Consider the following 23,082-nt stretch of genomic DNA (forward strand, 5'->3'; position numbering starts at 1 on the left):
TTTGACCATGAGTTTGTGCTTCACGCAGTGCGTCACGTAGTGCGTCACGTAGTGCGTCACGTAGTGCGCCAGTTTTTGCCGCCCCGGTAGCGCCCCGTCAGCCGTTCCACCAGTGCGAGGTGGTGCCGGCACCCGGCAGGCGCGCCTGCGTCGCCTTGTGGATGATGCCGGCCGCCACCGCCTGATCGGCGTCGTAGATGCGCGCATTGCCGAACAGATTGGCGCGGATATCGTCCTGGGCGCCGGCCGCCTTGGTCGCTTCCTCGAAAATGCAGGCATAGCGCTCGGCATCGAAGTCGAGGCAGTCGCGCCATTCGCTCACGCGCGAATGGTCGGCCGCCACCAGGCTGCCGAAGCCCCAATGCAGGGGATGAACCAGGAAGCGCGTGCCGGGGCAGGCGTAGCGCTTGCCGCCCGCGAGGAATATCACCACGCCCACCGATTCAACGCTGCCGATATTGTGGGTGGTCAGCGGCAGGGGTAGCGACTTGAGGAAGAAATACAGCGCGAAGCCGGCGGTCATATTGCCGCCTTCGGTCGACATGTGCAGTTCGATCTCGCTGGCGCCGCTTTGCAGCGCTTGCAGGCAAAGGTTGCGGATGGTGCACACCGCGCTGTGATTGATGGGGCCGATAAAGTGAACGATGTGCAGGGACATACTCTCTCCTGTAGCTGTCTGCCCAAGAATAGCAAGTTTTTGCCCGCTGCACGGTTTCCTTGGTGTGTCAGCTACCCCGGTAAGTGGAATACGACCACGGCGTGACCACCAGCGGCACGTGATAGTTCTGGGCTGGATCGGCGATGCCGAAGGCCAGGGTGACCTGGTCGATGAAGCGCGGCTCGGGCAGCTTCACGCCCTGGGCGGCAAAATAATCGCCGGCGGCGAACACCAGCTCGTAGCGTCCGGCCTGCATGGCATCGCCTTCGAGCAGGGGTGTATCGATCCTGCCGTCGCGGTTGGTGGTGACGGTCTTGATCAGGGTGCGCGCGCCGGCAGCGACGGCGTACAGTTCGACTACCACCCCGGCCCCGGGTTTGCCTTGCGTTGTGTCAAGCACATGCGTACTAAGTTTTCCCATAATCCTTCCCTATATGTCGATATTGACCTTTGTTATCTGGCTGATCATATACTGGCGTGCGAACGCCAATATATGATCCGCACTATACCCTCCATGTATTTCCTTCCATCCCGAGCCCATTCATGACGACTTACGACAACTACCCGCGCGACCTGATTGGCTACGGGCGCACCCCGCCCCATCCGCAATGGCCGGGCCAGGCGCGGGTGGCGCTGCAGTTCGTGCTCAACTATGAAGAGGGCGGCGAAAACAATGTGCTGCACGGCGATGCCGCCTCCGAAACGTTTTTATCCGAGATCATCGGCGCGGCCGCGTTTCCCATGCGCCACATGAGCATGGAATCGCTGTACGAATATGGCTCGCGCGCGGGCCTGTGGCGCCTGCTGCGCCTGTTCGAAGAGCGCAAGCTGCCGCTGACCGTGTTCGGCGTGGCGATGGCGCTCAAGCGCAATCCGGAGGCCGTGGCCGCATTCCAGCAACTGGGCCACGAAATCGCCTGCCATGGCCTGAAGTGGATTTCCTACCAAAATGTGGACGAAGCCACCGAGCGCGCCCACATGGCGCAAGCCGTGCAAATCATGCGCGAGCTGACCGGTGCGGCGCCGCAGGGCTGGTACACCGGGCGCGACTCGCCCAATACGCGCCGGCTGGTGGTCGAGCATGGCGGTTTCGCCTACGACGCCGATTATTACGGCGACGACCTGCCGTTCTGGCAGAACGTCGAACACGCGGGCGGCGTCACGCCGCACCTGGTGGTGCCCTACACCCTCGATACCAACGATATGCGCTTCGCCGCCATGCAGGGCTTTAACTCCGGCACCCAGTTCTTCGATTATCTGAAAGATGCCTTCGACGTGCTGTACGCGGAAGGCGATCCGGATGGCCTGAACCAGCCGAAAATGCTCTCGATCGGCCTGCACTGCCGCATCGTGGGCCGTCCGGCGCGCGCGGCGGCATTGGCGCGCTTTCTCGATTACGTGCAAAGTCACGACAAGGTATGGATCACCCGGCGCATCGATATCGCCGAGCACTGGAAGGCCGTTCATCCGGCATAGTGCTTTTTGCTGATAACCGACATCTTCGAATAGATATAATTACGGATGCCTTGGGTGTTAGCCTTGTACACTGGGACAAAGCCGAGGCAACAATGTCAGAACCGATTCGTTTTTACTATCAGGGCGCCGTGCGTGAAGTCACGCAGGCCGCGCCGACGCAGACCATTCTCCAGCATTTGCGCGAGGACCTGCACTGCACCGGCACCAAGGAAGGCTGCGCCGAAGGCGACTGCGGCGCCTGCACGGTCGTCATCGGCTCGCTGGGCGCGGACGGCCAGGTCGAGATGAAGGCCGTCAATTCCTGCATCCAGCTCACGCCTACGCTCGACGGCAAGGCCCTGTTCTCGGTGGAAGACCTGGAGCAGCCCAACGGCACCCTGCACCCGGTGCAGCAAGCCATGGTCGAATGCCACGGCTCCCAGTGCGGCTTTTGCACGCCCGGTTTCGTCATGTCCCTGTGGGGCATGTACCTCAAGCAGGACGGGCGCGATGCGACGCGCGAGCCGACCCGCTGCCAGATCGACGATACACTCTCGGGCAATCTGTGCCGCTGCACCGGCTACCGCCCGATCATCGACGCCGCCAAGCGCATGGGCGAACTGCCCGCCGTGCATTTCGACCGCGCCGCGCTGGCGGCCCGACTGGCGCCCCTGCAGCGCGGCGCGATGGCCACCTACAGCGCCGCCGGCGCGCACTTCCACGCCCCGCGCACGCTCGATGAACTGGTGCGCATCCGCGCCGACAAGCCCAACGCCGTGCTGCTGGCCGGTTCCACCGACATCGGCCTGTGGGTCACCAAGCAGATGCGCGAGCTGGGCGACATCATCTATCTTGGCCACGTCGACGCGCTCAAGCAGGTCACGCAGCAGGACGGCATGATCGACATTGGCGCCGGCGTGACCCTGGAAGAAGCCTACAAGGCCGTCGCCGCGCACTATCCGGCCGAACTGTCGGCCATGTGGCAGCGCTTTGCCTCGCTCCCGATCCGCAATGCCGGCACCCTGGGCGGCAACGTCGCTAACGGTTCGCCCATCGGCGACTCGATGCCGTGGCTGATCGCCTTAGGTGCTAGGGTGGTGCTGCGCGGCGGGGCCGGCGCACGCGAGATGGCGCTGGAAGAACTCTACCTCGGCTACCAGAAAAAGGATATGCAGGCGGGCGAGTTCGTCCAGGCCGTGCGCGTGCCGCTGCCGCGCGACGGCGTGCGCTTGCGCACCTACAAACTGGCCAAGCGCTTCGACCAGGACATCTCCGCCGTGTGCGCCGCCTTTGCGCTGCGCTTCGACGGCGACGTGGTGGCCGAGGCCCGCATCGCCTTCGGCGGCATGGCCGCCACCCCCAAGCGCGCCGCGCAGACCGAAGCCCTGCTGGTCGGCCAGCCGTGGAGCGAGGCCACGGTGGACGCTGCCATGGCCATGCTGGCGCAGGATTACGCGCCCTTGTCCGACATGCGCGCGTCCAGCGAATACCGCATGAAGGCCGCGCAGAACCTGCTGCGCCGCTACTGGTTCGAGACCCGTCAACACAACCCGCTGGCGGCCGATGCCGTCAACGCCTTTGCCGTGCGCGCGTAAGGAGAACACCATGAACGACGCAGCTACCCCAGCGCTCAAAGCGGCGGCGTGGACCGGCGTGGGCGTCTCGCGCGCGCACGAATCGGCCGCGCTGCACGTGCTCGGCCAGGCCACCTACACCGACGACATCCCGGAAGTGCAGGGCACCCTGCACGCGGCGCTCGGCTTGTCGAGCCAGGCGCACGCCAACATCACCGCCGTCGACCTGGCCGCCGTGCGCGCCAGCGTGGGCGTGGTGGCCGTGCTGACGGTCGACGACATCCCCGGCACCAACGACTGCGGCCCGATCATCCACGACGATCCGATCCTGGCCGATGGCCTGGTCATGTATGTCGGCCAGCCGATTTTCATCGTCGTGGCCGACACGCACGACAATGCGCGCCGCGCCGCGCGCCTGGGCCACGTCACGTACGAGGAACTGCCCGCCATCCTGACGCCGCAAGCTGCCCGCGCCGCGCAATCGTACGTGCTGCCGCCAATGCGGCTGGCGCGCGGCGACTACCAGGCCGCTTTTGACAAGGCGCCGCGCTCGGTCAAGGGCGAATTGTATGTGGGCGGGCAGGAGCAGTTTTACCTGGAAGGGCAGATTTCGTACGCCATTCCCAAGGAAGACAAGGGCATGCTGGTGCTTTGCTCGACCCAGCACCCGAGCGAAATGCAGCACGTGGTGGCGCACGCGCTCGGCCTGCACTCGCATAACATCGTGGTCGAATGCCGGCGCATGGGCGGCGGCTTCGGCGGCAAGGAGTCGCAATCGGCGCTGTGGGCGGCCGCTTCCGCCATCGCCGCCTCGAAACTCAAGCGCCCGGTCAAGCTGCGCGCCGACCGCGACGACGACATGCTCGTCACCGGCAAGCGCCACTGCTTCCATTACGAATACGAAGTCGGCTACGACGACGACGGCCGCATCGTCGCCGCCAAGGTCGACATGGTCACCCGCGCCGGCTATTCGGCCGACCTGTCGGGGCCTGTGGCCACGCGCGCGGTCTGCCATTTTGATAACACCTATTATCTGTCCGACGTCGACATCCGCGCCGCCTGCGGCAAGACCAACACGCAGTCCAATACCGCCTTCCGCGGTTTCGGCGGCCCTCAGGGCGCGATTGCCATTGAATACATCATCGATGAAATCGCGCGTGAGCTGGGGCGCGATGCGCTCGACATCCGTCGATTGAATTTCTACGGGCGCGAAGAGCGCAATGTCACGCCGTACGGCCAGGTCGTGGTCGACAACGTGATTCACGCACTGTCCGCCGAACTGGAAGAGAGCAGCGACTACCGCGCGCGGCGCGCGGCGATTGCCGCCTTTAACGCCACCAGCCCGGTGCTCAAGAAAGGATTGGCGCTCACACCCGTCAAGTTCGGCATCGCCTTCAATGTCACGCACCTGAACCAGGCCGGCGCGCTGGTGCACGTGTACGTCGATGGGTCCATCATCGTCAATCACGGCGGTACCGAAATGGGGCAGGGCATCAACACCAAGGTGATGCAGGTCGTCGCCCATGAACTGGGCGTGGACATCGCCAATGTGCGCGCCACCGCGACCGACACGAGCAAGGTATCGAACACCTCGGCCACGGCCGCATCGACCGGCGCCGATTTGAACGGCAAGGCGGCCCAGGACGCGGCGCGCCAGATCCGTGAACGCCTTTCCGCCTACGCGGTCAAGCTGTACGGCGGCGAGGCTGGCGAGGTGGTGTTCGCCGCTGACGTGGTGTATGTCAACGGCCATGAAGTCGCCTTCCCGGTGCTGGTGCAAAAAGCCTACCTGGCGCGGGTGCAGCTGTGGTCCGACGGTTTCTACGCCACGCCCGGCCTGCACTGGGACCCGAAGACCATGAACGGCCGCCCGTTCTCGTACTACGCCTACGGCGCCGCCGTGGCCGAAGTGGTGGTCGATACGCTGACCGGCGAATGGAAGCTGCTGCGCGCCGATGCGCTGTACGACGCCGGCAAGTCGCTCAACCCGGCCATCGACATCGGCCAGGTCGAAGGCGCCTTTATCCAGGGCATGGGCTGGCTCACCACCGAGGAACTGTGGTGGAACCCGGCCGGTAAATTGATGACGCACGCGCCGTCGACCTACAAGATTCCCGGCGTGTCCGACTGCCCGGAAGACTTCCGCGTGCGCCTGTTCGACAACCGCAACGTCGAAGACAGCATCCACCGCTCCAAGGCCGTGGGCGAGCCGCCGCTGCTGCTGCCGTTTTCGGTGTTCTTTGCGATCCGCGATGCGATTTCCAGCGTCGGCGGGCACAAGGTCAACCCTCCGCTGAACGCTCCGGCTACCAGCGAAGAAATCCTCAAATCCATTTCCGCTGTCGAAGCGGCGCTCAAGGCGGCGTGATGGGCGACTGGCTCAGCGCCACCGGTCCAGCCGTGCTGGTGACCGTGGCCATTGTCGAAGGCTCCGGCCCGCGCGAATGCGGTGCCAAGATGCTGGTCGATGCCACCCGTGTGGTTGACACCATCGGCGGCGGCCACCTTGAACACCGCGCCATCGAGACCGCGCGCGCCATGCTGCTTGACGCCCGCCCGCGCCACTTCGAGCGCTATGCGCTCGGCCCCAGTCTCGGCCAGTGCTGCGGCGGCGTGGTGCACCTGGCGTTCGAACTGCTCGATCCGGCGCAGGCCGCGCTGCTCGGACAGCGCCGCCAGGACGACAGCTGGAGGATGGTCGCCATCGACGGCGCACCTGACAGCGCGCTGTTCGATGGCGATGGACGCTGGCTGCTTGGCGCGCGTCCGCCCGTGTTCGCGCGCGACCGCGGCGCCTACGTCATGCAGGAGCCGGACGGGCGGCGCTGGCTGGTCGATCCGGTGTTCGCTCCGCGCGCGCACCTGGTGCTGTTCGGCGCCGGCCATGTGGGCACGGCCATCGTGCGCGCCCTGGCGCACCTGCCGTGCCACGTCACCTGGGTTGACGAACGCGACGACATGTTCCCGCCGCAGTTGCCGGCCAACGTCACCGCCGAAGCGACCGACGTGCCGGAAGCGCTGGTAGCTGCGGCGCCACCGAATGCCAGTTTCCTCGTCATGACGCACAGCCACGCGCTCGACCAGCGCCTGACCGAAGCGATCATGGCGCGGTCCGATGTGGGCTGGTTCGGCCTGATCGGATCGAAAACCAAGCGCCGCCAGTTCGAACACCGGCTGCGCGCGCGCGGCGTGGATTCGGCGCGCATCGACACCATGGTCTGCCCGATCGGGCTGGCCGGCATCACCAACAAAGCGCCGGCGGTCATCGCCGCATCCGTCTGCGCGCAATTACTGACCGTGTGGGAAGCCATGCAAGGGACGCCCCCGGCGTTCACCTTACCCCCGGCTAAAATCACCGAAAGAGTCTGATGTCTACCGTACCACCAACCCCCGTGCAAGCCTACCGAGCCAGCTTGCTGCATTTTCACGCCGACCCGGCCTTCAGCCTTGACGCCTGCCTGTGGCACGAAGACGGGCTGCTGATCGTCGCCGGCGGCATCGTCCAGGCTGCCGGCGATTACGCGCGCTTGTTCCCGACCTTGCCGGCCGGCGCGCAGGTGACTGATTACCGGGGCAAGGTGATCATGCCGGGCTTTATCGACACCCACCTGCATTTCCCGCAGACCGACATGATCGCCTCGCCCGCGCCTGGCCTGTTGCCGTGGCTGGAAACCTACACCTTCCCGACCGAGCGCCAGTTCGGCGACCCGGCGCACGCGCGCGAAGTGGCCGACTTCTTCCTCGACGAGCTGCTGCGCTGCGGGACCACCACGGCCATGGTGTACTGCACCGTGCACCGCGAATCGGTCGATGCGTTTTTCGAGGCCAGCGAAGCGCGCAACCTGCGCATGGCGGCGGGGAAGGTACTCATGGACCGCAACTGCCCCGAGTTCTTGCGCGATACCGCCGAAAGCGGGGCGCGCGACAGCGAAGACCTGATCAAAAAATGGCACAACAAGGGCCGCGCCATGTATGCGATCACGCCGCGCTTCGCGCCCACGTCCACCGAAGCGCAATTGCAGCTGACGGGCGAGCTGGCGGCGGCGTATCCGGACACATTTATCCAGACCCACGTGTCGGAGAACGCGGACGAGTGCAGCTGGGTCAAGTCGCTGTTTCCGGAAGCGCGCAGCTATCTGGACGTGTACGACCATTATGGGCTGATGCGCGAGCGCGCCATGTTCGGCCACTGCATCTGGCTCGACGAGCGCGATTTCGCGCGCATGGCCGAAACCGGGTCGGCGGCGGCGATCTGCCCGACCTCCAATTTCTTCCTCGGCAGCGGCCTGTTCGACTTTGAAAAGGCCGACGCGGCGCGGGTATCGCTGTCGCTGGCGACCGACGTGGGAGCGGGGACTTCCTTCTCCATGTTGCAAACTATGAATGAAGCCTATAAAGTAGCGCGGCTGAAGGGCAGCTACCTGCCGGCCGCGCGCATGTTTTACCTGGCGACCCTGGGCGCGGCGCGCAGCATGCAACTCGAAGGGACCATCGGCAGTTTCGTGGCGGGGGCGGAGGCCGATTTCATCGTGCTCGACCCGAAAGCGACGCCCTTGCTGGCGCGCCGCACGGAGCGCTGCAATAATCTCGAGGAGCTGTTGTTTGCGCTGGCGCTGCTGGGCGATGACCGGTGTATCCGTGCGACTTTTGCGGCCGGCCGCAAGGTGCACGAGTGCGCAGGCGCGATGACACTGTAAGTGCCTGTAAGTTCCTGTAAATACCGCTACACCAAAAACCGTCGCTCCCGCGCAGGCGGGAGTCCAAGTTTATGTGCTCAGCTGCGGCATGTACTTGGGCTCCCGCCTGCGCGGGAGCGACGGACATTAATCGAGAGAAGACGAACCATGATCCGTAAATCGAGCAGCTTGTTGATCGCCCTGGCCCTTGCCGCGAACGCGTATGTCGCCAACGCCCACGCCGCCGCGCCGAGCGCCAAAGCCAAGGCCAACGAAGCGGCCACCGCGCGCCATCTGGCGGGCCTGATCGCCGGCGCCGAGCCGAAACTGTCCGAACTGACCCTGTTCTTCTCGCAGATGCCCAAGGGCGCCGACCTGCACCACCACTACTCGGGCGCCCTTTACGCCGAACAATACGTCGACTTCCTCGACAAGCAGGGCCTGTGCGTCAACAAGCAGACCTACCGCATCGAAACGACCAAGGCCGTGATCGACGCCCAGCGCGCGCTCCCAGCCGCCGAGCGCACCTGCCTGTCCTCGGCCGACGTGCTGGCCGACGACTTCACCTACCGCGAGCTGCTGCAGCGCTGGTCGAGCAAGGATTTCGACAACCATGGCGCGCTCCAGCCGCCGCCGGACCGCCAGTTCTTCCAGACCTTCGGCTTCTTCGGTCCGGTCTCGAACGCCAACTACAACGACGGCTTGCTGGAGCTGAAAAAGCGCGCCGTCGCCGAAAACGTCGGCTACATCGAAACCATGTTCAAGCTCGCGCCCATGACGGGCAGCGCCGATGCCGATAGCGCCATGTGGAAAGCCGGCGACGATGCTGCCCTCACCGCCGCCATGCGCGACTGGATGGAGACCCTGGAAAAAGCCCCGGCCTTCAACCAGGGCGTGGAAGACTACGTCGCACGCATCAAGACCAACCACGCCAACGTCGACGACGAGCAGTTCACCATGCGCTACCAGGCGTATGTACTGCGCCTGGTGAACCCGTCGATGGTGTTCTCGTCGATGCTGGCCGGCTTCAAGGCCGCCAGCCAGAGCGAGTTGATCGTCGGCGTCAATATCGTCGGCCAGGAAAGCCTGGCGCCGTCGATGCGCGACTACGCGCTGCACATGAAGATGTTCCGCTTCCTGAAAACCCGCTATCCGAAGGTGAAACTGGCGCTGCACGCGGGCGAACTGGCGCTGGGCGACGTGCCGCCCGAAGGCCTCAAGTTCCACATCGACCAGGCCCTGAGCGTGGCCGGCGCCGACCGCATCGGCCACGGCATCGACCTGGCGCATGAATCGAACGCGCCGGCGATCATGAAATTCATGCGCGAGAAGGATATTCCGGTCGAGATCAACCTGACCAGCAATGCCTTCATCTCCGGCATCAAGGGTGCCAACCATCCGGTGACCTTGTACCGCAAATTCGGCGTGCCGTACGTGATTTCGACCGACGACGCCGGCGTGACCCGTCACAACCTGTCGCAGGAATACACCTTGTTCGCCAGCCGCTACCAGCCGTCGTACGCGGAAATCAAGAAGGTCTCGTACAACGGCGTGCGCTACGCCTTCCTGCCGCAGCAGGAAAAGCAGCGCCTGATGCGCCAGCTCGATGAGCGCTTTGCGCGCTTCGAGGCGCAGGTGGCAGCCTGGCCGACGGCCGCCAGCGCCGTACCACGCCTCCGCTGACCTCGCTGATCTGTCCAGCCCGTTCGTTTCCGCCACCGGCGGCAACGAGCGGCACCGGCCCGGGCTCGCCTTACCCGTTTTTAGCCCCAATTCTGCCGTTTTCCCGCTTCCTCCTCGCAAATGCTGCACAATTTCAGCTGTGCTGCCTTGTGCGGCACCAAACATCCCTCGTTTGTTATAAAAAATGATTTACGTAATGTAAAGTTTGTGGCCATCCCGCTACACATTTGCGCGTCCGGACAAACCTTTGTCGAAATTCCCTATGAAAGGAATTCACGTCGGAAGGGAAGATTTATAATCCGTCAAGGCAATACGCCCCGGAAAAATGCCTCTCTCAGCCGTTCTAGCACTACTTTATGCATGAATTTATATGATCGATATATAAATGCATAAGCGAAATGGTATTTGTCAGCCGCGCAGGCGCTGCTGCATAGTTGGTTGAGGATGTTCCCGGAAACATGGTAGCGCCTGTTGCCACCCGGTCATGGTGATGACACATTCGGCAAGTAGACTTGCGCGCTGCGCAGCAACATGCCGCGCCCGGGCGCTCTCGCCAGGCGGGCAGGACGGATGACAATCAGGACGGTTTCGCTTCATTTGACAGGTTTTTCGTGGTGGCGCCACAAGCGCCGCCAGCGCAGATTTGCAACAAAGTACAGAGGGAAGGCTTCGCCGCTTTCCACCATAACATGTCTTTTTTTGGGGTTACACAATGATCAATCATAATCGGATGCAGGTCACCAAGCTGGCGCTGGCGCTATCGATCGCGCTGGCGACCTTGCCGGCCATGGCGCAGAACACCACGTCGGCCATCGGCGGGCGCATTTCCGCTGCCGACGGCAAGCCTGCCAGCGGCGCGACCGTGTCCATCGTCCACGCCGAGTCCGGTTCCGTCAGCAACGTCGTCACCGACGGCGAGGGACGCTACGTGGCGCGCGGCCTGCGTTCGGGCGGTCCGTACACGATCATCATCACCAAAGGCGGCATCACCGAAAAGCGCGAGAACGTCTTCATCCAGCTGGCCGAGACCGCCTCCATCGACGCCACCCTGGGCGCACCGATGCAAACCGTGACCATCGCCGGTTCGGCTGCCCGCTCCGACAAGTTCTCGAAATCGTCCATGGGCGCCGGCACCAGCATCGGTTCGACCGAGATCGCCACCCAGGCATCGATCCAGCGCAACCTGCAAGACTACGCCCGTGCCGACCCGCGCGTGGCCCAGACCGACAAGGAACGCGGCGAAATCTCCGTGGCCGGCCAGAACTCGCGCTACAACTCGCTGACCATCGACGGCGTGGCCGTCAATGACACCTTCGGCCTGGAAGCGAACGGCAGCCCGACCGCCAAGCAGCCGATCTCGATCGAAGCGATCCAGAGCGTGCAGGTGAACGTGGCCAATTACGACGTCACGCAAAAAGGCTACACCGGCGGCAATATCAACGCCGTCACCAAGTCCGGCACCAACACCGTCAAGGGCAGCGTCTACTACGTGTTCCGTAACGATGCGATGGCCGGCGACCGCTACAACAATGCCAACGATACCTATTACGCGCCACCGTCGTTCAAGGAAACCACCAAGGGCGTGACCCTGGGCGGCCCGCTGATCCAGGACAAGCTGTTTATTTTCGCGAACTATGAAAAGCTCGAATCGAGCCGCGCCGCGCCAGCCTTCGGCCCGTTGGGCAGCTCGCTGACCAACGTCGGCATTTCCCCGGCACTGATTTCGGCCGCACAGGGCATCGCCAAGGACAAGTACGGCATCAACGCCGGCACCACCGATGTGCCGAGCGGCGCCAAGCTGAACGTGGAAGACGTGCTGGTCAAGGTCGACTGGAACATCAACGACGACCACCGCGCTATGTTCCGCTACGCCAAAACCTCGCAGGCCGAGCCGCAGTTTGCCGGCATTTCCGCCACCGGCCTGTCGCTTAACTCCCAGTGGTATTCGCAAGAGAAGACGATCGAAACCTTCGTGGCCCAGCTGACGTCGGACTGGACCCCTAATTTCTCGACCGAATTCAAAGTGTCGCAGCGCGACTATGACAGCGTGCCGACCTTGAATTCGCGCCTGCCGTCGATCAGCCTGTCGATGACCGGTGCCAACCCTGCCGGTACGCCGGCGAGCGTGCCGACCTCCAACCGCTCGATCAACTTCGGTACCGAGAACAGCCGTCACCGCAATATTCTCGCCACCAAGACCGACGACGTCTATCTGGGCGCCAACTGGGCCTTGGGCGACCACGAAGTCAAGTTCGGCGGCGATTACAGCAAGAACACGGTCTATAACGCCTTCCAGCAAAACATTTTCGGCAACTACACGTTCAGCTGCCAGAACAGCAGCACGGCCTGGACCTACAGCTTCGGCGCCATCACCTGCGGCACCGCCAACCCGGCCGACGTTGAACGCGCGATCCTGGAAAACTTCAGCAAGGGCCGTCCAAGCTCCTACCAGCTGCAGGTTGCCGCCCCTGGCGTGAACCTGGACGATGCCGTCGCCAATTTCTCGTTGAAAAACTATGGTGCCTTCGTACAGGACACCTGGACCATCAGCCCGCGCCTGACAGTGAGCGCCGGCGTGCGCCTCGATGCCGCCCGCATCAGCGACCGTCCGCGCCGCAACGATGCCGTCGCCGCACCCAAGATCGAAGGCAATGCCGCTACCGGCCTGCGCGAAAAGGGTGGCTATGGCATGGACAACACCAACACCTTCGACGGCCAGAACCTGGTGCAGCCGCGTTTCGGCATCAACTACAACTTCGATTCCCCGCGCAAGATGCAAATCCGCGGTGGCGCCGGCCTGTTCCAGGGTAACGCCGCTGCTGTCTGGCTGTCGAACCCGTTCTCCAACCCAGGCGTGGCAACCACCACCGTCGGTTGCGGCACCGGTAACTTTGCGTCTTGCAACGGCGCGACCATCTTCAGCGCCAATCCGGACCAGCAGAAGAGCAGCTTCGGCGGCAACGCCGCCCTGCCGGCGGCTAACGTCGACATCCTGGCGCAAGGCTTGCGCCAGCCATCGGTGTGGAAAGCCAACATCGCCTTCGACATGGAATTGCCATGGTATGGCCTGGTCTTCGGCGCCGAATATCTGCACGTCAAGTCCAAGGACGCGATCTATTACCAGAACCTGAACCTCGGCGCGCCAACCCGCCAGGGCAGCGATGGCCGCGCCCTGTACTACACCGCGCAGGGTTACAACAAGGATTGCTGGAATGCGACCGGCAACGCGATCACCAGCGGCCCTGGTTGCACTGGCTTCCGCACCAAGGCACTGAGCAACGAATCGTTCGCCAACGTGCTGCTGGCGCAAAAGACCGACAAGGGCGGCAGCGGCATGGCGACCCTTTCGCTGAGCCGTCCGATGACCGCCGGCCTGGGCTGGTCGATGGCCTACACCTACACCGACGCCAAGGAAGTGTCGCCACTGACCTCGTCGACCTCGAACTCGAACTTCACCGGCCGGTCGGTATTCAATCCGAATGAAGAAGTCAACGCCAATTCGAGCTACCTGGTCAAGAACCGCGTGAATGCCATCGTCAACTTCCAGAAGGCTTTCTTCGGTGCTTACAAGACCCGCTTCGGCATGTTCTACGAAGGCCGCTCGGGCAAGCCGTACAGCTGGACCGTCAACAACGACTTGAACGGCGATGGTTCGGGTGGTAACGACCTGATGTACATCCCGTCGGCGCCAGGTTCGGGCCAGGTGGTGTTTGCAGGCGACACGGCAAGCAACCACGCCAACGAAGACAAGTTCTGGGGTGTTGTCAACAGCAACAAGGAGCTCAAGAAAGCCGCCGGCGGCGTGGTTGGCCGTAACACGGACTTCTCGCCATGGACCAACAGCTTCGACCTGCGCATCGCCCAGGAATTGCCAGGTTTGTTCGCCAAGAACAAGGCCGTGTTCAGCCTCGACTTTTTCAACTTCGGCAACCTGCTGAACAAGAAATGGGGCCGTATCAATGAAGTCGGCTTCCAGGGCGCGGGCGCACAGGCGCGCAGCTTTGTCGACTACGTCGGTCTCGATGCGAACGGCAAGTACATCTACAAAGTACGCGACAACGTTGAAGTGCTCGACGTTCGCCAGACCAAGGGCGAATCGCAGTGGGCCATTCAAGCGACCGTCAAGTACGAATTCTGATGCGTGGCTGAGGTAGTTTAAGGAGCGGCCGGTGGCGACACTGGCCGTTTTTTTTCGTCCCGCCCGTACGTGATTTTTTGCCTTGACCGATACATTCCCGATACATTTGAAAGGACGTAGCGTCCGCTGCGGCCTGCGCTCTTCGGTTATCCTATACCCTATGACACTACTCTCAAGGCCTCTTTGCGCCGCGCTCGCCGCGGCCTTCCTGTCGGCGGGCTGCGCCACGCGCCCGACGGCCCCGATCGAAATCAACCTGGTTGCCCTGAACGACTTCCACGGCCACCTCGACTCCACCAAATTCCAGTACAACAGCATCCATACCAGCGGCCAGCAAACCGAGCAGGCCGGCGGCATCGACACCATCGCCGCCGCCGTCCAGGCCTGGCGCAAGGAAGACAAGGACTTGCTGTTCGTCGGCGCCGGCGACCTGATTGGCGCGTCCCCCGCCATGTCGTCGATGTGGGCCGACGAACCGGCGTTAGAGGCGTTGACCCTGGCGGGCATGCGCATCTCCTCGGTCGGCAATCACGAATTCGACAACGGCCGCGCCGAACTGCTGCGCCAGCAACGGGGTGGCTGCGAGTCGGCCCGTCCCGAAAAAGCCTGCCAGTTCACGCCAGACTTCCGCGGCGCCGGCTTTACCTACCTGGCCGCCAATGTGATCGACGATGCCACCGGCAAGCCATTCTTGCCGGCCTACCGGATCGAAGACATCAAGGGCGTCAAGGTGGGCCTGATCGGCGCCGTGCTGCGCAATACCGCCTCGGTGGTGCTGGCGTCCGGCATCGCGGGCTTGACGTTCGAGGACGAGGCGAGCGCGATCAACCGCGTCATTCCCGCCATGCGCGCCCAGGGCGCGCAGGTGTTCGTGGTGCTGATCCACGAAGGCGGGCAGACACCAGAGCCATTCGACAAGCCCGATTGCAGTGCCTTGAAAGGCCCGATCGTCGACATCGTCAAAAAGCTCGATCCGGCTATCCGCGTGATCGTCAGCGGGCACTCGCACACGGGCTTCCAGTGCAAGGTCGATGGCCGCGTGGTGACCCAGGGCGACATGGGCGGCCATGTCCTCTCGCGCATCAAGATGATGGTCGATCCGGCCAGCGGCGCGGTGGGCGAGATCGGGGTACGCAACGTGGTCATGAAACCGGGCCAGTATCCGCCCGACGAGCGCGTGTCGGCCTACCTCACGCAGGCCAGGGAGCGCAGCGAGGCGGCGCTGGCGCGGCCGGTGGCGCGCGTGGCCGTCCGTTCGATCGACCGCAAGGAAAGCGCCGGCGGCGAAACCGTGCTCGGTGGCCTGATCGCCGACGCCGTGCTGGCGGCCACCAAACCGCAGGGGGCGCAGATCGGCTTCATGAACATGGGCGGCATGCGCCAGGACCTCGATGTCGGCGCCAGTCTCACCGCCACCTATGGCGACGTACAGATCGTGCTCCCGTTCGGCAATACGATCGTCGTCATGGACATGACCGGAGCCCAGATCCGCGCGCTGCTGGAGCAGCAGTGGGCGCGTCCGGAGGCGAGTACCGTCTCGGTGCTGCAGGTGTCGGAGGGCTTTCGCTACCGCTGGAACCCGGCCGCGCCGCGCGGCCAGCGCGTTATCCGCGACAGCGTCACCCTGAACGGCAAGGTGCTCGACGACGCCGCCGTGTATCGGGTGGCGGGCAATAACTTCCTGGCCGAAGGCGGCGACAGCTTCCCGGCGTTCGCCGCCGCGGCCAACAAGCGCAACACGCAGATCCGCGATATCGACGCCGTGGTCCAGTTCCTGATCAAGCAGGACAAGGCGGGCAAACCGGTGGGCGCCACCGCTCCGGCCGGGCGCATCGGGACGGTGCAATGACGCCGCTCCGGCGCGCCCTGGCGGCGCTGCTTGCGCTGGTCCTGGGACCGCACGCGCAGGCCGGGTTTTCCATCCCGGGTTATGAACTGGTGCAGACCGCGCCGGTGGAAACCACGCTCGTCAACGACGACTTGCGCAGCAGCGCCGCTGTGTGGTCGCAGCTGTTCGACGAGGCGCGCAGCGAGATCGTGATCGGCCAGTTCTACGCCATCAGCAAGGCTGGCACGCCATTCGACAAGGTGGTGGAACGGCTCGAAGCGGCCGGCAAGCGCGGCGTGAAGATCCGCTTCTTGCTCGACAAGAAGGGCGTCGGCCTGTCCGATCCGGCCACCTTGGCGCGTCTGCGCCAGATCCCCAATCTCGACATGCGCGTGCTCGATTACGCACAGCTGACCGGCACCGGCATCATCCACGCCAAGTACATCGCGGTCGACAAGAAGGCTGCCTTTATCGGCAGCCAGAATTTCGACTGGCGCGCCTTCACCCACATTCACGAGACGGGTTTGCTGATCACCGATGCGGCCATGGTGGCGCAGGTGCATGCCGTGTTCGAGCGTGACTGGCAGGCGCAGTCGCTGCTGGCGGCGAACCTGGCGGTGCCGCGCGCCGTGGCGCTTGCGGTGGCGCCGCAGGCCGCGCAACTGGTCGCCAGCCCGGCCGCCTTCAACCCGCCCGGCGTGGCCGATTCCGAAGTGGTGCTGCCGGCGTTGCTGGCCGACGCCAGACATGAAGTGCGCATCCAGCTGCTCGATTATGCGCCGCTCGGTTACGGGCCTGAGAACACGCGTCCGTATTACAGCGTGATCGACAACGCCGTACGCGCGGCGGCGGCGCGCGGGGTCAGGATCAAGCTGATGGTCTCGAACTGGAATACCGAGCAACCGGGCATCGCCTACCTGAAAAGCCTGGCGCTGCTGCCGAATGTGGAGGTGCGCATCGTCACCTTGCCGCTTGCCGCGAGCGGACCGATTCCGTTCGCGCGCGTCATCCACAGCAAGACCATGACGATCGATGGCAAGCTGGCCTGGGTCGGCACCAGCAACTGGGCCGGCGGCTACTTCGACAAGTCGCGCAACCTCGAAGTCGTGCTGCGCAACGAGAAGATGGCGCAGCGCCTTGGCGCGCTGCAAGAGCAGACGTGGAGTTCCTCCTACGCCCAGCCGATCGACATCGCCAAAGACTATCCAAAACCGAACAAGGGAAACGAATGATGAAGAAACTGGCTTGTGTACTGGCGCTGTCCGGCGCCTTCGTGTCGGTGGACGCGCTGGCGTGGGGCGCCGAGGGGCACCGCGCGGTCGGCGCCATCGCCGAAAAACTGATCAAGGGCAGCAACGCCGAGAAGCAGGTCGCGGCCTTGCTGCTGCCGGGCGAAAGCCTCGAATCGATCACCGTGTGGGCCGACAGCGCCAAGGGCGGCGCCGGCTACACGCCGCCGACGGAGGAAATGAATGCCTACACGGCGGCCAATCCGCGCCATAGCGAATACCACTACACCGACATCCCGTTCCAGAACGAGCACTATCATGATGGCGCGGTAGGTACGGCCGATGTCGATATCGTGCAAACGCTCAGGCAAGCCATCGCAGTCTTGCAGGGCAAGACCGATCCGGCGCTCAATCCCAACAAGCTGACCCGGCGCCAGGCGCTGCTGCTGGTGGCGCACATGACCGGCGACATTCACCAGCCGCTGCACGTGGGCGCGGCGTTTGTCGGCAAGGATGGCAAGTTCGTGGTGCCGAAGAAGCACGAGGAGATCGATAGCCTGAATATCTACGATTCGCGCGGCGGCAACAGCCTGCTGCTCGACGACGATAAACTGACCTCCTTGAGCGCCGCCCTGATTCCGGGCGAAGCGCAGCCGCTGCCGCCCGGCGCACAGAAGTGGGCGACCAAGCCGTTCCATTCGTACTGGGACAGCACCGTGGTCGATTACGCGATGCGCCGCATCAGCACCAAAACGCCGGAACAGTTCGCGCAGAAGGTCATCGACGGCAATCCATCGGTGACGATGAACACGGGCGAGGCCACGACCTGGCCCTACCAGTGGGCGGACGACGCGCTGGCCGCGTCCAAGCTGGCCTATTCGGACGTGACGCCTGGCGCGAGCAGCAAACAGGTAAACCGCAAGGGCGAGACCTATTACACCTTCGGGCTGGAGATGGGATCGAATTATCCGGTGCCCAGTTCCGCGCTGGCCAAGACGCAGCTGATCAAGGGCGGCTACCATCTGGCGGCGCTGCTGAAAACCATCTGGCCGTAACTATCGTTGCGACACCTCCGTGTGTATTCCCGAGAGTTGGCAAGCAGACTGCGCGCCACCCACGTCATCCCCGCGCCGGCGGGGATCCAAGTTCCCTGATCCACCCGTGAGCATCCGCATGAAACCAGCCGCAACATTTGCCGCCATCCTTCTGGCCCTCCCCATTGCCGCTTTCGCCGCGCCAGCCGAAGACAAACCGCTCCCGCTGTGGGAAGCCGGCATCCTGGGCGGCATCGCCTCCACGCCTGCGTATCCCGGCGCGGCCGACCGCTCATCGCGCGGCCTGGTGTTGCCGTTCCTGATCTACCGCGGCCTGGTGTTGCGCGCCGACCAAACCGGCATCGGCGCGCGCCTGTTCAAGCGCGAGGCGGTCGAACTCGATGTGGGCCTGGCGGGATCGCTGCCGGCCCGCTCCGACGACGTGGCCGCGCGCGCCGGCATGCCCAACCTGGGCCTCTTGCTCGAATTCGGGCCGCGCCTGAAGGTGCGCATCGCCGAACCGAGCGCATCGAGCCGCATCCGCCTCGACATTCCGCTGCGTGCCGTGATCGAAGCGCGCGCCGGCATGCGCACGCAGGGCTTCACGTTCGAGCCGAAAGTGGTGTACGAAATGCGCAGCGCCGACGGCTTGTGGACCTTCGATGCCAATGCCGGCGTGGCCATCGGCGACAAGAAGGTCAACCGCTATTTCTACGAAGTGCAGCCGCGCTATGCCACGTCCTCCCGGCCCGCCTATCAGGCCAGCGCGGGGCTGGTGCTGGCACGGGTGGGCGCGAGCGCGTCGCGCATGCTCAATGACGATGTGCGGGTTTTGGGTTTCGTGCGGCTTGAGAGTTATGCGGGTGCCGCCAACGAAGACAGTCCACTGATGAAGAATAAGTCCGGTGCATCGGCCGGCGTGGCGGTCGCCTGGACCCTGGGCCGTTCGATCCGCCTGGCCGGCGACTGAGCGGTTTTGCAAGCGCTGCCACTGGTCGGCTCAGCGCGGCCGCCTTTGATGTTGCGACCACGGTTTTGTTCTACCGCAAGCTGTCATGCATTAAATAGATTGTCGGGAAAACTTACGTTAAGTCATTAGCCAGGACTTGATGTTCGATAGGCTTTGAGACTCTGTTTCTTCACTCAAACCGCGCCGCTGAAAGGCGACGCGCGCTGCTTACCGTGAAATGAGACCTTGTCCAATGTCGACCATTTGTCAGAATACGCTCACCAGCGCCTCGCCGGATAGTCCGCAGGCCGCCCCTGCCGAACATCCAGCCGCCGTCAACGACACTTTCTTCCGCAAGGAGGTGGCGCTGGCGCATGCCAATCAATGGATGGGTGCGATCCGGCTGGCCCAGCCCATGTCGGTGAGAATCGTTGCCTGTGTTGCCCTGGCGATTGCGCTGTGTGTTTTTGCCTACATATTCGTCGGCACCGTGACCAGAAAGGCGCGCGTGACCGGCATGACCTTGCCTGCCGGCGGCAGCTTGACGATCTCCGCCATGAACCCCGGAATTCTTTCTCGCAGTTTCGTGACCGAAGGTCAGGCTGTCGTCGCCGGGCAAGCGCTGTTCGAGGTGTCGACGGAGCGCCAGGGAGGTAGCGGAGAAATTTCCATGTTGGTGGCCCAACAGTTGACGATCCAGAAGAACACGCTGGTGGCCGAGCGTCGCACGCGGATGGCACAGCATCGCGACAAGACGGCCGCCATCGATGAACGTTTGTTGAACATCAATGCGGAAGCGCTGGAATTGGAGCAGGAAATTGCGTTAGCGCAGCGACGGCGCGACCTCGCCAAGGCCAGCCTCGCCAAGTATGAAACGCTGCAAGGAAATGGCTTCGTCTCCGCCGCGCAGACGCAGCAAAAGCAGGAAGAGCTAATCGATCTTGGCGCACGGGTGAGTACGCTTGCGAGAGCAAAACTGCAGCTGCAAGCAAGCCGGCTGAACTTGACGGCGGAACGCAAGGCCAGCGCCGGCGAGCTGGACAACACGATCGCCCAACTCCAGCGTTCGGAGGCCAGCGTCGACAAGGAGATCGCCGAAAATCAAAGCCGGAAAACCAGTCTGATACTCGCACCACAGGCGGGCGCGGTGGCGACGATCACTTATCGGCCCGGGCAAGCGGTGCTGGCAGCACAGTCCCTGGCGCTATTGATACCCGCGGCGAATGGCAAGCAAACCGTGGAGCCGCTGGAGGTTCAGCTATATGCGCCAAGCCGGGTGATGGGTTTTGTCGCCACCGGGCAGACGGTCTTGATTCGGTATCAGGCCTATCCCTATCAGAAATTCGGGCTGCAGCGCGGGCGCATTGTCGATATCAGCAAGGCGCCGTTTGCGCCCAATGATCTGCCCCCTCATCTGGCCAGTACGATTTTGAGCAATGCCCAGCAAAGCGCGCCGGGCGGCAACAGCAGCGAGGCCTTGTTCCGGATCAGAGTGCAGTTGTCGCGCCAGAGCATCGATGTGTATGGCGTGGCGCAGCCGCTGCGCGCCGGGATGACCCTGGAAGCCGACATCGTACAAGACCGGCGCCGTATCTGGGAATGGATCGCCGCGCCATTGCTGGCGGCGGCGCAGCGTTAAACCAATCTGACAGGGGACCGGGATGAAACCCATTCTACAGACCGAATCGAGCGAATGCGGCCTGGCCTGCCTCGCCATGGTGGCCAGCCATTTCGGCAGTCATATGGATCTGGCGGATTTGCGACGGCGTTTTTCGATCAGTCTCAAGGGTGCAAGCCTGGCCCAATTGATGCGCCATGCCGGCGCGATGCATTTGGCCTCGCGGCCATTAAGACTGGCGCTGGAGGAGTTGGGTGCCCTGAAGTGCCCCTGCATATTGCATTGGAATCTGAATCACTTCGTGGTCCTCAAGAAGATCAAGCGCAGCCTGCGCGGCGCCACGACCGTCGTCATTTTCGATCCGGCCGTCGGTGAACGCATCCTCACGATGGCGGAGGTGTCGGACCATTTTACCGGGGTCGCACTGGAACTTCTGCCGACGGCGCAATTCGAGCAAAAAGACGCCACCCGGAGGATGTCGATCAAGCAGCTGACCGGACCGGTCGTGGGATTGCGCCGGGCCTTATTGCAAGTGTTTGCGCTGGCACTGGCGCTGGAAGTGTTTGCGCTTGTATCGCCGCTGTTTAATCAGTATGTGATCGATGAAGTGATCGTCAGCGGCGATCACCAGTTGCTGCAGATACTGCTTGCCGGCTTTGCTCTGCTGCTGGTGACGCAGACCTTGATTGGGATCGCGCGCAGCATGGTGTTGATGAGATGGAGTATCGACGTTGGCCTGCAATGGTCGGCGCGTGTGTTCTCGCATCTGATCAGTCTGCCTACGGTGTTTTTTGAAAAGCGTCACCTGGGCGACGTGCTATCGCGTTTCGGCAGTATTGCCGCGATCCAGCAGACATTAACCAGTGTATTCGTAGAGAGCGCGCTGGATGGTTTGATGGCGTTGCTGGCCCTGGGGATGATGTTGATGTACAGCGCGGAGCTTGCCCTCATCGTAGCGCTCAGCGTCGTGCTGTATGCGGCGTTACGGTGGATCTTCTACCAGCCGCTCAGGGCGGCATCGCAGGAGCGTCTGATTCTCGCGGCGAAAGAAAACACGCATTTTGTGGAAACCGTGCGCGCCATCGTTCCTCTCAAATTGTTCGGGCGGGATGCCGAGCGCAAGGCGCGCTGGCAAAACCTGAAGCAGGATGTCGCCAACCGCGATGCCAGGACCGAGAAACTCACCATCCTGATCAAGGCGGCGAACAGTACGATCATCGGTTTGCAGGGTCTGATCGTTTTCTACGTCGGGGCAGGGCTGGTGCTGCAAAACGCGCTGACGGTAGGGATGCTGATGGCATTTATCAGTTATGCAGCCACGTTCGCCGGCCGCATGGTCAGCCTGGTGGACATGCTGATCAACCTGAAAATGCTCGGGCTGCATGCGGAGCGCCTGTCCGATATCGTTCTGGAACCGGCTGAACCGACGAGCATGTGGGAGAGCGATGTGAGCCGGATTTCTCCCAGCATTACTCTGCGCGATGTGAAGTTTCGGTATGCGGACGGTGAGCCGTGGATTCTCGACGGCGTGAATCTGCATATACCGGCGGGGCAGAGCGTGGCCTTGGTTGGTCCTAGCGGCTGCGGCAAGACCACGATGTGCAAGATCCTTCTCGGCTTGCTCGCGCCGACCGAAGGGGAGGTGATGATTGATGGAATACCGATTCAGCAGCTTGGCATGCAGGCGTATCGGCAACTGGTCGGCACGGTGATGCAGGATGACGTTCTCCTGGCGGGGTCGATTATCGACAACATCAGTTTTTTCGACAGTAAATGCGAATATGCCGATGTGGAGCGTTGCGCCCGGCTGGCGGCTGTGCACGATGAAATTGGTGCCATGCCGATGGGATATCAGACCTTGGTGGGCGATATGGGCAGCAGTTTGTCGGGCGGGCAGAAGCAGCGGATTCTTTTGGCCCGGGCGCTGTACAAATCGCCCAAAGTGCTTGCGCTGGATGAAGCCACCAGCCATCTTGACATTCAAAACGAACAGCTTGTCAATACGGCGTTGAGTGCAATGAAACTCACGCGCATTATGGTTGCGCACCGGCCTGAGACGATTAACTCTGCTGATCGGGTAGTGAGTTTAAGTTCAGGTAAGACAGTGGAACTTCGTCCATGTACCTCATCCGCTTGATCTTTCGCTGAGAGCAGATTTTCCTTGCGGTTTAATAATAAGCGGAAGGACAAGGTATCTGATAATAATGACAGATAAGCGGGTTGAGCCGAAAATTAGCCTT

The 23,082-nt window shown here is 63.0% G+C and carries 15 protein-coding genes; 13 read left to right on the plus strand and 2 right to left on the minus strand.

What is annotated here, in order from left to right:
- Positions 1-97: 97 nt before the first annotated feature.
- Positions 98-658, minus strand: a complete 561-nt coding sequence (locus IV454_RS14140) for an ATP-dependent Clp protease proteolytic subunit (protein ID WP_054266485.1) — start codon at positions 656-658, stop codon at positions 98-100.
- A gap of 67 nt (positions 659-725) precedes the next feature.
- A complete protein-coding gene (gene uraH, locus IV454_RS14145) occupies positions 726-1,079 on the minus strand; it encodes a hydroxyisourate hydrolase (RefSeq protein ID WP_054266486.1) in 354 nt (117 codons plus the stop codon).
- 122 nt (positions 1,080-1,201) lie between these two features.
- Here uraH and puuE point away from each other — a divergent pair, with 122 nt between their 5' ends.
- The 13 genes from puuE to IV454_RS14210 all read left to right on the plus strand — a co-directional run bounded on the left by puuE (position 1,202) and on the right by IV454_RS14210 (position 22,979).
- The gene (puuE, locus tag IV454_RS14150; RefSeq protein WP_206091955.1) at positions 1,202-2,134 is read left to right on the plus strand and encodes an allantoinase PuuE; all 933 of its coding nucleotides are present in this window, start codon (positions 1,202-1,204) and stop codon (positions 2,132-2,134) included.
- A gap of 92 nt (positions 2,135-2,226) precedes the next feature.
- The gene (gene xdhA / locus IV454_RS14155; RefSeq protein WP_206091956.1) at positions 2,227-3,708 is read left to right on the plus strand and encodes a xanthine dehydrogenase small subunit; all 1,482 of its coding nucleotides are present in this window, start codon (positions 2,227-2,229) and stop codon (positions 3,706-3,708) included.
- A 10-nt stretch (positions 3,709-3,718) separates the two neighbouring features.
- Positions 3,719-6,055, plus strand: a complete 2,337-nt coding sequence (xdhB, locus tag IV454_RS14160; protein ID WP_206091957.1) for a xanthine dehydrogenase molybdopterin binding subunit — start codon at positions 3,719-3,721, stop codon at positions 6,053-6,055.
- Positions 6,055-7,056: a xanthine dehydrogenase accessory protein XdhC gene (gene xdhC / locus IV454_RS14165; protein WP_206091958.1), complete on the plus strand. Its 1,002-nt coding sequence runs from the start codon at positions 6,055-6,057 to the stop codon at positions 7,054-7,056. The genes xdhB and xdhC overlap by 1 nt, the downstream gene beginning before the upstream one ends.
- Positions 7,056-8,384: a guanine deaminase gene (gene guaD / locus IV454_RS14170; RefSeq protein ID WP_206091959.1), complete on the plus strand. Its 1,329-nt coding sequence runs from the start codon at positions 7,056-7,058 to the stop codon at positions 8,382-8,384. Before xdhC ends, guaD begins: the two co-directional genes overlap by 1 nt.
- Before the next feature lie 147 nt (positions 8,385-8,531).
- Complete coding sequence (locus IV454_RS14175) at positions 8,532-10,046, plus strand: amidohydrolase family protein (RefSeq protein ID WP_206091960.1); 1,515 nt, start codon at positions 8,532-8,534, stop codon at positions 10,044-10,046.
- A 712-nt stretch (positions 10,047-10,758) separates the two neighbouring features.
- Positions 10,759-14,184, plus strand: coding sequence for a TonB-dependent receptor (locus IV454_RS14180; RefSeq protein WP_206091961.1), 3,426 nt, complete (start codon positions 10,759-10,761; stop codon positions 14,182-14,184).
- Between the two features lie 160 nt (positions 14,185-14,344).
- Positions 14,345-16,033: a bifunctional metallophosphatase/5'-nucleotidase gene (locus IV454_RS14185; protein WP_206091962.1), complete on the plus strand. Its 1,689-nt coding sequence runs from the start codon at positions 14,345-14,347 to the stop codon at positions 16,031-16,033.
- Positions 16,030-17,244, plus strand: a complete 1,215-nt coding sequence (locus tag IV454_RS14190) for a phospholipase D-like domain-containing protein (RefSeq protein WP_206091963.1) — start codon at positions 16,030-16,032, stop codon at positions 17,242-17,244. The genes IV454_RS14185 and IV454_RS14190 overlap by 4 nt, the downstream gene beginning before the upstream one ends.
- A complete protein-coding gene (locus tag IV454_RS14195) occupies positions 17,244-18,296 on the plus strand; it encodes a S1/P1 nuclease (protein WP_206092672.1) in 1,053 nt (350 codons plus the stop codon). The genes IV454_RS14190 and IV454_RS14195 overlap by 1 nt, the downstream gene beginning before the upstream one ends.
- 118 nt (positions 18,297-18,414) lie before the next feature.
- Entirely contained in the window at positions 18,415-19,245 is an 831-nt protein-coding gene (locus IV454_RS14200; protein ID WP_206091964.1) for a MipA/OmpV family protein, read from the plus strand.
- 232 nt (positions 19,246-19,477) lie between these two features.
- A complete protein-coding gene (locus IV454_RS14205; RefSeq protein WP_206091965.1) occupies positions 19,478-20,863 on the plus strand; it encodes an HlyD family secretion protein in 1,386 nt (461 codons plus the stop codon).
- A 22-nt stretch (positions 20,864-20,885) separates the two neighbouring features.
- Positions 20,886-22,979 (plus strand): peptidase domain-containing ABC transporter, encoded by a 2,094-nt coding sequence (locus tag IV454_RS14210; protein WP_206091966.1) that lies wholly within the window; start codon positions 20,886-20,888, stop codon positions 22,977-22,979.
- Positions 22,980-23,082 lie beyond the last annotated feature (103 nt).

Origin of the sequence: Massilia antarctica (genome assembly GCF_015689335.1) — a bacterium.
GTDB lineage: Bacteria > Pseudomonadota > Gammaproteobacteria > Burkholderiales > Burkholderiaceae_D > Telluria_A > Telluria_A antarctica.